Annotated in this window: 9 protein-coding genes; 3 read left to right on the forward strand and 6 right to left on the reverse strand. The window is 67.9% G+C overall.

The features are described from left to right. Positions 1–46 precede the first annotated feature (46 nt). The 3 genes from ACFO3J_RS17770 (at position 47) to ACFO3J_RS17780 (ending at position 7,456) form a co-directional block, all read left to right on the forward strand. A complete protein-coding gene (locus tag ACFO3J_RS17770) occupies positions 47–1,312 on the forward strand; it encodes an ROK family transcriptional regulator (protein WP_386430416.1) in 1,266 nt (421 codons plus the stop codon). A 256-nt stretch (positions 1,313–1,568) separates the two neighbouring features. Beyond that, a complete protein-coding gene (locus ACFO3J_RS17775) occupies positions 1,569–4,133 on the forward strand; it encodes a discoidin domain-containing protein (protein ID WP_386430417.1) in 2,565 nt (854 codons plus the stop codon). Between the two features lie 14 nt (positions 4,134–4,147). Next, positions 4,148–7,456 carry a glycosyl hydrolase family 95 catalytic domain-containing protein gene (locus ACFO3J_RS17780; protein ID WP_386430418.1) on the forward strand — a complete coding sequence of 1,103 codons (3,309 nt, stop codon included), beginning with the start codon at positions 4,148–4,150 and terminating at the stop codon, positions 7,454–7,456. A gap of 118 nt (positions 7,457–7,574) precedes the next feature. Here the strand turns inward: ACFO3J_RS17780 and ACFO3J_RS17785 are convergent, their stop codons facing one another. The 6 genes from ACFO3J_RS17785 to ACFO3J_RS17810 form a co-directional block, all read right to left on the reverse strand. Then, positions 7,575–8,720, reverse strand: coding sequence for a dipeptide epimerase (locus ACFO3J_RS17785; protein WP_386430419.1), 1,146 nt, complete (start codon positions 8,718–8,720; stop codon positions 7,575–7,577). Positions 8,721–8,777: 57 nt separating this feature from the next. Next, positions 8,778–10,085, reverse strand: a complete 1,308-nt coding sequence (locus ACFO3J_RS17790; RefSeq protein WP_386430420.1) for an ATP-grasp domain-containing protein — start codon at positions 10,083–10,085, stop codon at positions 8,778–8,780. 59 nt (positions 10,086–10,144) lie between these two features. Further along, positions 10,145–10,939, reverse strand: a complete 795-nt coding sequence (locus ACFO3J_RS17795) for a PIG-L deacetylase family protein (protein WP_386430421.1) — start codon at positions 10,937–10,939, stop codon at positions 10,145–10,147. After that, positions 10,939–11,691 carry a helix-turn-helix domain-containing protein gene (locus ACFO3J_RS17800; RefSeq protein ID WP_386430422.1) on the reverse strand — a complete coding sequence of 251 codons (753 nt, stop codon included), beginning with the start codon at positions 11,689–11,691 and terminating at the stop codon, positions 10,939–10,941. Before ACFO3J_RS17800 ends, ACFO3J_RS17795 begins: the two co-directional genes overlap by 1 nt. Before the next feature lie 62 nt (positions 11,692–11,753). Then, a complete protein-coding gene (locus ACFO3J_RS17805) occupies positions 11,754–12,989 on the reverse strand; it encodes a M20 family metallopeptidase (protein WP_386430423.1) in 1,236 nt (411 codons plus the stop codon). Further along, positions 12,986–13,639, reverse strand: coding sequence for a cytidylyltransferase domain-containing protein (locus ACFO3J_RS17810; protein WP_386430424.1), 654 nt, complete (start codon positions 13,637–13,639; stop codon positions 12,986–12,988). Before ACFO3J_RS17810 ends, ACFO3J_RS17805 begins: the two co-directional genes overlap by 4 nt. Positions 13,640–13,720 lie beyond the last annotated feature (81 nt).

The raw sequence follows: 13,720 nt of genomic DNA on the forward strand, positions 1-13,720 counted from the left end.
GACGCGGTCGTACGACAGCGTACGGCCGAACGGAAGGTGGACGAGGATGGCCCGACGGGAGTCTGCGGCGGCGGGACCGGGCAGCCGGGCGCTCGTCGTGGACCTCATCCGGTCCTCGGGCCCGATCAGCAGGGTCGAGCTGGTCAACGCGACGGGGCTGACCCAGCCGACGATCTCCAACATCGTCCGCCGGCTGATCGACGACGGGGTGGTGCGCGAGACCGGCGACACGGTGGCCACCCGGGGCAAGCCGCGCGCCATGCTGATCATCAACTCGCGGGCGGCCTACGGCGTCGGCATCCATGTCGGCTCCGACGCGCTGACCTGCGTGGTCACCGACACCCGCGGCGGCACGGTGGGCCGTGCCCTCGTCGCGAGCGCGGACGCCGGCCCGGGCGGTTCGGCGCCGGGCGGCGGTCCCGGGCCGGGTGGTACCGAGGACGCCGTCGGACAACTGGCCGCGCTCTACCGGGACGTGACAGAGGGCCTCGGCCTGGAGACGCAGAGCGTCGCCGGGCTCGCGGTGGTCGGCCCGGGGCCGGTGGACCTGGCCCGCGGCGGCTTCCTCGCCCCGCCGGGCCTGCCGCGGTGGGCTGGACTCGACCTCGCGGACGCGCTGGCGGCCCGGCTCGGCATCCCGGTGCTGGTGGACAGCGACGCGGCGGCCGCGACCGTCGGCGAGTTCTGGGGCCGACAGGTCTCCAGGGACCGCACCTTCGGCTGCCTGTACATGAACTCGGGTGTGGGCTCGGGCCTCGTCCTGGACGGCGCACTGCACCGCGGCGCCAGTTCCAACGCGGGAAAGATCGGACATGTGTCCGTGATCCGCGACGGCGAGCCCTGCCCGTGCGGCAACCGCGGCTGTCTGGAGATGTACGCACCGCCGCGCGCGGTGGTGCGCCGTGCCCGTGCGGTGCCGGGGCTCGCGGACCGGCTGCGGATCAGCCCCGACGAGCCGGACAGCCGGGCCTTCGACGTGCTGGCGCGGGCCGCGCTCTACGGCGACGAGCAGGCCCGCGCGCTGGTCGACGAGTCGGCGGCGCTGCTCGCGGAGGGCGCGGTGGCGCTGGTCAATGTGTGGGACCTCGACACGTTAGTGCTGGCCGGGCCGGGTTTCGCGGTCGCCGGCTCGATCTATGTCAGCGAGGTCAGGCGGCAGCTCGCCGAGCGCGCGTACACCCGGGACGTGCACGGCGTGCGGGTGGACCTGTCGAGCAACCCGCGGGACGCGGCGGCGATCGGCGGCGCGGCGCTGGTGCTCCAGGGCTCGGTGGCCCCGGGCCACGGCCCCGAACTGGCCGCCCGCAGCTAGCCGTTGGGGCCCCGGGGCCTGGTCGTCGGCCTCGCGGCCACCTCTGACGGGGCCCGGCTTCCGCTCACCTGCGACTACTTTGGTCCGATGTATTGATGCCGTGCTGGAGCGCGGGTACCGTGCTCGACCGCTGGCACCTGCGGGGCCGTGGCACGAAGAGTTGCATAAATTAATTAAGAAACTAAGCCTCCCGTCTGTGAGGCCTTCGCGCCGACCCGGCCGTCGCGGCGCCCTCTCCCCCCTCCGAAGGAGCCCGATGAGACACCCCATCAGCCCGGCCCGCCAGGCCGCGCCCGGCCGCAAACGCCGGGCCCCCCGCCGCGCCGCGGTATTCCGCGCGCTGTGCGCCACGGTCGCCGCCGCCGTGCTCGCCGTACTGGCGCTGCCCGCGGCCGCCCCGGCGCAGGCGGCGGACGCCCCGCGCGTCATCCACGTGGCCAAGAACGGCAGCGACAGCAACGCCGGCACCCAGGCCTCCCCGTATCTGACGATCAACCACGCCGCCCAGGTGGCGCAGCCCGGTGACACCGTGATGGTGCACGCCGGGCTGTACCGCGAGACGGTCAAGCCCGCGCGCGGCGGCACCGACGAGCAGCACCGGATCACCTACACCAGCGCCGGCGACGGCGCGGTGACCGTCAAGGGCTCCGAGGAGGTCAACTCCTGGACCCGCGGCACCGGCAACGTCTGGAGTGCCACGCTGCCCAACAGCTACTTCGGCGACTGGAATCCTTACGCCCAGGGGCAGCCGAACGGCGGCGGCGGGGGCACCTTCGCCGGCTACACCGCCGGTGACGTCTATCTGGACGAGACCGCGTACTACGAGAAGCCGTCGCTCAGCACGGTGCAGGGCGCCGCCAACACCTGGTACTCCGAGGTCGGTTCGTCCAGCACCACCATCTGGGCCAACTTCAACGGCGCCGACCCCAACGCGCGACTGGCCGAGATCAACGTCCGCCGGCAGATCTTCGCGCCCGATGTGTGGGGCCTCGGCTACATCACCGTCAACGGCTTCACGGTCGAACACGCGGCCAACACCTACTCGGACTTCCCCGACAGCCCCGACCGCCGGCAGGCCGGCGCGATCAGCGTCTACGGCGGGCTGAAGTGGATCATCCAGAACAACATCGTCATCAACGCCAGGACGATCGGTATCGACATCGGCCTGAGCAACGACACCTGGGCCGGAAACCGCCCCGGCACAGCGCGCACCGACTTCCACAACACCAGTGCGTACGGCTCGCACATCGTGCGCAACAACTACATAGCGAAATGCGGCCAGTCGGGCATCGCGGGCGTCTTCTCCTGGCACTCGCAGATCCTCTACAACATGATCGAGGACACCAACTACCGCAATGAGTTCAGCGGCGCGGAGACCGCCCCGATCAAGGTCCACTACATGAACGAGGGCCTGATCAAGGGCAATTACGTCAAGAACTCCAAGGGCAGCAACTCGGCCGGCATCTGGACCGACTGGGGCAACCAGAACGTCCGCATCACCGGCAACATCGTGATGAACAGCCCCTGGGGCTACTACGCCGAGGCTGTCTTCGGCCCCATCCTGGTGGACAACAACGTCTTCATCGGCAACAGCGACATCCGCACCCTGGACGCCACCGGCATCGTCTTCGCCAACAACCTCTTCCTCGACAACGCGAACATCCACAACGACGGCAGCGGCCGGGACGCCTACTACTTCCAGCCGGGCACGATGAACGAGACCACCGCGCTCACCTCGCCGGAGAAGTTCTTCTGGTACAACAACCTGGTCCAGGGCTCGACACTGCCGGCCAACGCCACGGACAAGACCCAGGTGCAGGAAGGCAATTCCACCGGCACGGTCTCCAATGTGCACTACACGGCGACGAACACCCAGATGTCGCTGAACTTCGACCTGGACGCCTCCGGCATCCACGGCAACACCCCGGTCACCCAGGCCAGGGTCGGCAAAATGCCGCTGGCCAACCAGAGCATCCAGGCCGACGTCACCACGGACTTCTTCGGCCAGCCGGTCAGCGGCACCAACACCATGGCCGGTCCGTTCGCCACCGCGCACAACGGCACCAACTCCGTCACCCTGTGGCCGCCGGCCGGCCAGACCGTGCCCACTCCCCCGCCCCCGCCGGCCGGCACCCCGGTGAACCTGTCGCTCGGCGCCAACGCCAAGGCGGTCGCCTCCTACCAGGACGGCAGCTACCTGGCCTCCAACGCCATTGACGGCAACGGCTCCTCGCGCTGGTCGAGCGACCACAGCAACGACCCCAGCGCCTGGATCTACGTCGACCTCGGCGCGCAGTACGCGGTGTCCACCGCCGTGCTCAACTGGGAGGCCGCGTACGGGAAGGCGTACAAGATCCAGGTCTCGGACAACGCCACCAGCTGGACCGACGCCTATTCCACGACCAACGGCCAGGGTGGCAACGAGACGGTGAACGTGGGCAAGAACGCCCGCTACATACGGATGCAGGGCGTCACGCCCGCCACCGGATACGGCTACTCGCTCTACGAGTTCGAGGTCTACGGCACCCCCGTGGGCGGCGCCGGCACCGGCAGCGCCACCGTCTACGGCGACGCCAACTACACCGGTACCTCGGCCGCCTTCGGGCCCGGCAGCTACGACCTGCCGGCGCTCCAGGCCAAGGGCATCGCCAACGACTCCATCTCGTCGCTCCGCGTCCCGGCCGGTTACACGGTGACCGGCTACGCCGACGCGGGCTTCGCCGGCACCGCCTGGAACTTCACCGGCGACGCCCCGAACCTGACCACCACGGGCAACAACGACGCCATCTCGTCCCTGCGCGTCACCGCCAACGGCAGCTGAGGGACCGATCACCCATGATCCTCATCAAACCCGCCACACCGCACACGGGAAGAAAACTGCTCGGTGTCGCCGTGACCTTCCTGCTGCTGCTCACCATGGCCTTGCAGGCGTCCCGGTCGAGCGCTGCCGACGCCCCCGTCAACCTCGCCCGCAATCCAGGAGCCCGCGCCGTCGCCTCGTACCAGGACGGCACCTATGTGGCGTCCAACGCGATCGACGGCAACACCGGTACCCGCTGGTCGAGCGACCACAGCAACGACGCCAACGCCTGGATCTACGTCGACCTCGCCGGCGAGTACACGGTCTCGTCCGTGGCGCTGACCTGGGAGACCGCGTACGCGAAGGCGTACAAGATCCAGACGTCCGACGACTCGACACACTGGACCGACGCCTACTCCACGACGAACGGCGGCGGCGGCACCGAAACCGTCACCGTCAACAAGGCGGCGCACTACATACGGATGCAGGGTGTCACCGCCAACACCCAGTACGGCTACTCCCTGTGGGAGTTCGCGGTCTACGGCGCGGCGAGCGGCGGCAGCGGCAACCCCTCCGCCGGCTCACCGACCGTGGCGCCGTCCACCACCTACCCGACGACGTACAGCGACTGGCAGGACGGACTGCTGGCCGGCAACGGCAAGCAGGGAATCATCGTCTTCGGCAACCCGCGCAACGACACGGTCGTCTTCGACGACAAGGACTTCTTCATGGCGCGGACGGAGGCCCATCCGCACCGCACCTTCAACACCGTCAGCCAGGACAACATCAACAAGATCCGCGACGAGTTGATCTCCGGCCAGTACCAGCAGGCCAACCAGCTCGCCGCCGATGTGCAGGGCTACCAGGGCGGCGGCGAGGGCAGCAAGCACCCCGGCTACAAGATGACCATCGCGATGCCGGACGCCGGGCCGATCAGCAACTACGTCCGCTCCACCGACTACTCGGCGGGCGTGGTGAAGGTCAACTGGGCCGACAACAAGGGCTCGTGGGAGCGTGACTCCTTCGTATCCCGCACCGACGGCGCCACCGTCCAGTACCAGGCGGCGCCGGCCGGCCAGAAGGAGACGATGACCCTGGGCCTGTCCATCGACCCGGGCATGAACCTCCTGAACAAGGGCGTCACCACCACCGACAACTCCACCACCGACTATCTGAACCTGCGGGCCAAATACCCCAGCGGCAGCTACAACGCCGGCTACGAAGGCGTCACCCGCATCGTCACCGACGGCGCCAAGACCATCAGCAACGGCCAGGTGACCGTCTCCAACGCCAGCTACGTACTGCTGCTGTCTTTGACCCAGCGCTACAACGGCACGTACAACGGCGGCGTCCCGGCCGAGCAGGAGTGGAGCAAGAACCTGCTCCAGCAAAAGCTCGCCGGGCTCAGCAGCGACTACCAGACACTGCTCAACCGGCACACCAGCGCGCACAGTTCGATCTTCGGCCGGGTCTCGATCGACTTCGGCGCCACCCCGGCCGACCGGGCGAAGTCCACCGAGCAGCTGCTCGCCGAGCAGAAGTCCTCCTCGACCCCGATCCCGGCACTGTACGAGCGGATGTTCTACGCCGGCCGCTACCATCTGCTCGGCTCCAGCGGACCGACGCAGGCCCCGGACCTGCTCGGCAACTGGACGGGTGACAGCAACGTCGGCTGGGACGGCTACTACCACCTGGACGCCAATCTCAATCTGCAGATCTCCAGCGGCAACATCGGCAACATGCCGGAAGCCATGGCGGGTTACTTCTGGCTCAACCAGCAATGGCAGAAGGACTTCGAGACCAACGCCAAGAAACTCCTCGGCACCCGCGGCATGCTCACCGGCGGCAACACCCCCAATGGCGAGGGCCTGATCTCCAACATCAACTTCGACTACCCGTACCAGTACGTGACGGGCGGGGAGTCCTGGCTGCTCGAACCGTTCTGGGAGTACTACGAGGTCAGCGGGGACACCACGTTCCTGGCCGACAAGTACTACCCGCTGATCCGCGACATGGGCGACTTCTACGAGGACTTCCTCACCAAGAAGGACGCCAACGGCAACTACATCTTCGCCGGCTCCATCTCGCCGGAGAACACCCCGCCGGGCGGGGTGCCGCTCGCCGTCAACTCCGTCTACGACATCTCCGGCGCCAAGTTCGCGCTGACGACGCTGATCCAGACCGCCAAGACCCTCGGCCGCGACGCCGACAAGATCCCGGTCTGGCAGGAGAAGCTGGACCACCTGCCGCCGTACCTGATCAACAACGACGGTGCGCTGGCCGAGTGGGCGTGGCCCGACCTGGAGAACAAGAACAACTACCAGCACCGCCACTCCAGCGGCCTGCTGCCGGTGTGGCCCTACCGCGAGATCACCCCGGAGACCAACGCCGCGCAGTTCAAGGCCGCGCAGGTCTTCCTGCAGAAGAAGGACCAGGGCGCCTACGAGAACGCCGGACACGGTCTGCTGCACGGGGCCCTGATCGCGGCCGACCTCGACATGCCGGACTCGGTGGGCGCGAAGCTGCTGCGCTTCGCCAAGGACGACTACTACTACACCAGTATGGCGACGTCCCACTACAACAACCACAACACCTTCGCCACCGACGTCGTCAACTCCGTGCCCACGGTGATGATGGAGATGCTGGCCGCCACCAAGCCCGGCACGCTGGAGCTGCTGCCGGGGCTGCCGAAGGGCCTGGACAAGGGATCAATCTCCGGGATGCTCGGCAAGAGCCAGTTCACCATCAACAACCTGACCTGGGACACCACCGCGCACACCGCGAAGGTGACGCTCACCTCGAAGATCAACCAGAACCTGACGCTGATCCAGCGCGCGGGCATCTCCTCGATCACCGGTGACGGGATCACCGTCCAGAGCTCTCCGCTGGGCAACATCGCGCGCGTCCTGCCGCTCCAGGCCGGCAAGACGGTGACCGTCAGCCTCACCATGACCGCCCCGAAGGCCAACCTGGCGCAGGGCAGGCCGGCGACGGCCTCCTCCCAGTCCAGCGACGACCAGTCGGCCGCCAAGGCCTTCGACGGAGACCTGAACACCCGCTGGAGCGCGGGCCAGGACCCGAACAGCTGGATCCAGGTGGACCTCGGCGGCACGTACAACCTCTCCGAGGTGGACCTGCTGTGGGAGGCGTCCTACGCGAAGTCCTACAAGTTGCAGGGCTCCACGGACGGCTCCACCTGGCACGACCTCTACACCCGGACCAACTCGGCGGGAGGAACCGAGAAGATCCCCGTCAGCGGGCAGGCGAGATACGTCCGCATGCAGGGCAGCCAACTGTCGGGCCAGTGGGGCTACTCGCTCTACGAGATGCAGGTCTACGGCTAGCGGACACGCCTGACGGCGCGTAGCCGCAGGGCACGGGTGCGGGGGCCACCGGGAGCGGTGGCCCCCGCGCTGTCGTGGCCGGCGGGGTGCCGGCCGAGCCGTCGCGGGCCGGTCTCCGTCAGAGGAGACCGTCGATGGCCGTACCGGGACGATCCGGCAGCACGACCTCGGAACCTGAGTACGTCATTCCACCGCGGTACGGTGACGACTTCAACCACCATGCGCCGTCCAGGTCTTGAACGGTCGTCGAGCCGGCGCCGATGGCGAGTGACGCGGCCGCGCCGACGCCGATGTGACTCTCGACCATGCAGCCGACCAGCACGTCGAGGCCGTGCGCGCGGGCCACCTTGTGCAGCTCGACTGCCGCCGTGAGACCGCCGCACTTGGCCAGCTTGATATTCACCACGTCGGCGGCGCCGAGGCGGACGATGGCCACGAGGTCTTCGAGCGTCGAGAAGGACTCGTCGGCGACGACGCGGTACGGCTGCATCCGTCTGACGTACGCCATGCCTTCCAGATCGTGCCGGGGCACCGGTTGCTCGACGGACTCCAGATCGACACCGGCTCTACCCAGTGCGCCGAGGACCGACAGCGCGTCCTCGACCCGCCAGCCGGCGTTCGCGTCCAGTCGCAGGGCGGCGTGCGGCACCGCCTGGCGTACGGCGAGCACGCCGGCGATATCCGCCTCCGGCCGCCCGCCCACCTTGACCTTCACCGTGGTGAATCCGTCCGCCACCCTCGCCGACGCGTTCTCGGCGAGCTCATCCGGTGTTCCGACGGGCAGCGTGACGTCGGACTCGATCCGGGTCGGGACGGCCCCGGCCATGGAGACCGGTGGTGTCTCCCCGTCCCCGTACGGCTGGGAACCGCGGCTGTCCGGACCCGACGCGAAGTCTCTGAGGTGGGTCGCGAGGCTCACTCCGGAACGCCGTGCGGCGAGGTCGTGCACCGCGATGTCCATGGCCATCTTGGCCGAGTGGTTTCCGTACACGCAGCGGTGAAGGATCGAGGACGCCCGTCGGACGTCCGCCTCCACCCCGATCAGGGCTTCTCCGATCGGTCCCTCGAGCGCGGCTCTCGAGGACTGGACCGACGCTCCCGTGGCCTTCCACGCCTGAGGTGCCTCCCCCCAGCCGGTGAACCCATCGGAATCCTCGACCTCGACGACCAGTGTGTGAGCGTCCAGGAGACGGGTGGTCGCTGTCACGAACGGGAAGCGCAGCGGTACCCGCAGTTCGTGCAAGCTGATCCGTTCGACCCGCAAGGTTCCTGTGTCTCCTTACATCAAGGGGGGAGCTACCCGTGACCGTCGGTGAACCTGTCAAACCGTCTTCACCACGACGGACGCTTCCACGGACTTGGCGATATCGAGCAGGTCATGGCGGGTAGGAGCGTCGACGACGAAGGAGAGAACGCGGTCGGCGGAACTCTCCAGTGATGTCACGGTGTCGCCCACGGACTTGTCGCACATGATGACGCGCAGCGTGGCCGGCGTATCGGCGTCCGCCTCGATGAGCAGCGGCCACATCCAGGTCTTGTCGGACCAGCTGACCTCGGTGCCCAGGTCCCCGGTCGTTGAGACCTCGGAGAGGATGCCGGGTGGGGGGACGACGAACACCTGCTTCGCGAACCTGGCGGGGGTCGGATAGGTGACGGTGCGACCGAGGGCTATGTCCACGATCGCGGTCGCCAGGGATTCTCCGGTTGCGAGGTTGTAGAGACCCATGATGCTGTCGCCCGGGAAGCGCGCGGCGATCTCGATCAAGTACACCTTGCCGGACGGGTCGATCTTGTATTCCGCGTGGGAGATGCCGTCCTGGAAGGCGAGCCGGTGCAGGATCTCTTTGTTGGTTTCGACAAGCGCGCGTGTCTGCGCTTCGGGAAGGTCGGCGGGAAACTCATGACCGATCTCGACGAACCCTTCTCCGACGAACTTCTGTGTGACTCCCGTGAAGATGACCTCCCCACCCTGCACGAGGGACTCGACGGAGACCTCATTCCCGCTCACGTGCTGCTCTATGAGCAGGATCTCATCCTCCTGGTAGGTCTGGATCTGCTCGCGCAGTTCCTCGACACTGGAGAACGGATACACACCGGAACTGGAGTTTCGACCCACCGGCTTGACAATCCCGGACTGGACTTCGCGGGAGGCGAGAAAATCCTCGCGTTGGTCCGGTGCGATCATCCGTGAATTCGGAGAGAACTCTTCGAGGTAGAGCCGCTGCAGATGTTTGTTCCTGCAGACCTGCCCTGCGCGCAGTCCGGGGGACGGAAACCCCAGGTAGTCGTTCACAACGATCGACGGGCCGACGAAATACTCCCCGATCGAGAATCCACCGACAATGGAGTACTCGGCTCGCCAGGAAGCCACCGTGTCCAGAATCCCGTCCAGGTCGCCCCGCTCGTGGTAGCCCACCGCGGCGATGTCCGACAACGGGTGCGAGGTGTCCCCGATGAATTCCGGGAGTCTTCCCGCCCGCTCGACGGGTTCAGTGATGACCAGAGGCTTCAGACCACGCTCCCGCAGCGCCTGGTACAGCTCGGGATAGCGCGTCAGGACCTTGTTGCTGCCGTAGAGGAGAAAGGCTTCCGGGTGCTGCGCGTCGGAATGCGCGCCGTTGAGCGTCATGGGGTGCGGTCTGCCTCTCACTATCCGATGTTTGCCCACAATTTCGCGCCGGGACTGCGTCAGTCGGCCGGGCCTGCTGATGTCGCGCAGATGACGCGTACGAAGCCTTCGGCCCAGCCCGCGTCGGCGTGCCTGCCGTATTTCGACATCCGGTCGGCCACCCACCCGATTTCTTTTGCTGGAGAGGGGGAGCGTTCGAACTGGCTCTCGTGGAGCAGGATGGCCTCAAGTTTTGCTTCCGCGTGCCGTTGCGCCAGCGCCACGTAGAAGTTGGTGTGCTCGTGACCGGGCACCCAGATCTCTGAGACCTTGTGGGGCGCCAGGCCCTCGTCGAGCAGCTCCGGAAAGGCACGCGGGTTGCCCGCGTCCGGGAAGACCGCGCACATCGCGGCTTCCCCGACCGCCAGGTGGTCGGGATGCGAGGCCCCGATCGGGAAGACCAGCGAACGCAGCGGCTGGTGCGTCAGGACGAGATCCGGGCGGTGCCGGCGGATGGCGCGGCTCAGCGCACGCCGCAGGCCCAGTCCGTTTTCGACCGCGCCGTCCGTGAGGCCCAGGAACGCGACCGACGCCACCCCCAGGTGAGCAGCGGCGGCGCGCTGCTCAGCGGCCCGGCGTTCTCCGAGGTCGGCGGGGTCGACGCCGGGGTCCTCACCGCCGAGGCTGCCATCGGTGCACACCAGGTAACGCACCTCGCTGCCGCCTTCGACAAGCCGGGCGACACTGCCTCCAAAGGCGAACTCGGCGTCGTCCGGATGAGCGCTGATCACCAGGACACGCCGGAAGTCACGCGGCAGAGGGGGGAGCTCATCCCATGATTCGTCCACGGAGGCGCTCGACATCGACGATGCCATCAGACCCTGGATCCTCCGTCGTATTGGCACACCGTGGTGATCGCTTCTCTCAGCTCCCCGAGTTCGCGCGAGGACAGTACCCCGAAGTAGGGCACGAGGATCGTCGAGGTGAGTACCTCCGCGTCCAGCCGCGCCTCCCGTATTTCGGAGACTTCACGGAAAGGGCCGACCCATCCCATCCGCTCGGCGTACTTCGGGCCGGTACGCGGCGGCGGGTGCGGCGCGGCCAGAATCGCGTCCAGCGGCGTCAGACCGCTGGCCGCGAGGGCGCAGATATGGGCCGCTCCCCGCAGTTCGCGCAGCACATGGATGGTCAGTCCGGCCCGACCGGCGGCCGACTCCGGAGGATCGAGCCCACGCCATCCCGCGAACAGGACGCCGAGTGAGGCGGGCGCGGCATGTGCGATCCGTCTCCCGAGCAGGTCGACCTGCGCCAGGATCTCAAGGTCGACATCGCGGAACGCCCGCTCGGCCCACCGTACGATCACTCCCTTGTACTCCAACGCGACATCGTGGTGACTCAGCCCCTGAGGTACCGCACTCCACGCCCGCCGCACGATAGCGGGCGGCTCGAACGCGATCGCGGCCGCCGCGATCTCCGGTGGACACGAGCCCAGGACTCCGGCACGGCCCACCACCCAGAACTGTGACCCCTTTTCGAACCCGAGGTCGACGCCGTACTGGTCGGTCGCCGGAGCCAGCATCCAGCGCCTGGTGTACAGCTGGATCGGCTCGGTGATCGCCTCCGCCACTGAGGCGGCCGTCTGCTTCCCGAACGGGACCGCGGGAGCCTCGCTCGGTGGGCTGTCGGCTGTCATGGTTTCCCCTCGGGTGCCGCGGGCAGGAGCCAGGCGCGCAGTGCGTCGGCCATCCGCACGAGATCGGCCACAGCGACGTTCTCCGTGGCCTGGTGCGCGTCGTCGATGGACCCTGGCCCGAATACGACGACCTCGTGCGCGAGTCCGGAGTAGCGAAGCGCGTTCGCGCCGTAGGGCGCTACGCCGGGTACGGTGCCGCAGATCTCCGCGAGCCGCTGGACCAGGGCGGAGTCGGGAGCCTGATAGAACGCCGGCCAGGCCGGCCCGCCGTCCGGCGCCTCAGGCAGAAGAGACCTGACCGCGCACGGAAGACGGCTGGCCGACTGGGCGAGGGTGCGCAGCCGGTCAAGGACCTCGGCCGGGTTCTCACCGGGCACGATGCGTCTGCCGACCGTGATCGAGCATCGGTCGGGGATGATGTTGCTTCCGCTGCCTCCGTCGACCTGCGTCACCGACACGGTGCCGCAGCCGAGTTCGGTCGCCGCGGCCATCTCACGCAGCCGGGCGTTCTCCTGTACGAAGGCGGCGATCACCGGCGCCATGGCCTCGATGGCGTTGTCGCCGAGTTCGGGCTGGGCCGAATGGGCGGCCGCGCCATGGGTCGTCACCTCGGCCAGGACGAGCGAGCGCAGTCCGTGCACCGGCCGGAAGCCGGTGGGCTCGGCCACAAGGATCTGGTCGATGACGAGACCGCGCTCCATGGCCCACGACCTGAAACGCGTGGCGCCGAGCAGCCCGCCCGCCTCCTCGCCCGCTGTCGCCGTCACGAGGAGCGTCGCTTCCGGTCGCAGTCCCTGTCGCTGCCACTCCTCGAGCAGCGTCAGCAGCACGCCGAGGGTGGCCTTGCTGTCCAGAGCGCCTCGTCCCCACACGCGTCCGGACTCGACGCGTCCGTCGAACGGTGGATCCGTCATGTGCTCCACGGAGACGGTGTCCGTGTGGACGTCGACGACGACCAGACGCTCGGTACGGCCGGGGAAGAACGCGTAGACGTTCGGCCGGCCGGGCTCGACCTCCTCGGTGAACACCTCCGCAGCTCCGCACCGTCGCAGGTCCTCCGCGAGCGTCCGCGCGATGACGGCTTCGCCGACCGGGCCGGCCTGCTCCGCGCGCGGACCCGCGTGGAAGGGATTGACGCTGGGCACCTGGACCAGCCGGGACACCGCGCGGGCGAGGCGCGCTGCCTCGGTATCCGGCGTCGTCGACTCGGCTAAGCGGGCCGCACTGGTCACGAGTTCTCCAGCAGGTAGAGCCGCGCGGCGAGGTCGAACTCCGGCTGGGTGTCGATGTCGATGGTGTGGTTGGTCGCCTGATGCCACAGCGGCTTCGCTCCGACGACACCGATGGTGGTCGCCACGTGCCGCGTCATTATCGAGCAGGTGAGACCGAACTGGTAGAAGGTGGGCAGTTCCTGCGACGGACGGTGCCACGGGCCGAAACCGAAACCGATGGGATGGAAGTTCTCGTCGAGGAGATACTCCTTCATCGGGTAGACGACGACGATGGAGTCGGACGCGGCGGGGTCCCGAGCGTCCCATGCCTCGATCACGGCCCGGTGGTCGTCGAAGAACGGATCGGTGGCGTGGCACCACATGACGTCGTCATCGCCCGGGAGCTGCCGGCACACCTCGTTGACCACTGATTGGTAGGGGTAGGAGTTGGCCGTCAGGTGCTGCTCTCTGGGCAGGTAGTTCACCCCGTGCCTGTCGCAGAACTCCTTCACCCACGGGTCCTCGGACGACACATAGACCTGAGTGGGGTCGCCCAGGCGTACGTACTTCTCCACCATGATGTCCATCAGCGACTTCTCGCCGGCGAAGGCGCGGAAATTCTTGTCCGGGACCCGTGTCGAGGAGCGCTTCGCGGGGACGACGTACTTCATGTCGGATGGATCCTTCCGCTGGGGGTGTTGGGTCGGGCAGATCGAACGGCGGCCGCCGAGCGTACGGATGATCGACGGGCA

Origin of the sequence: Streptomyces polygonati (assembly GCF_042650325.1) — a bacterium.
GTDB lineage: Bacteria > Actinomycetota > Actinomycetes > Streptomycetales > Streptomycetaceae > Actinacidiphila > Actinacidiphila polygonati.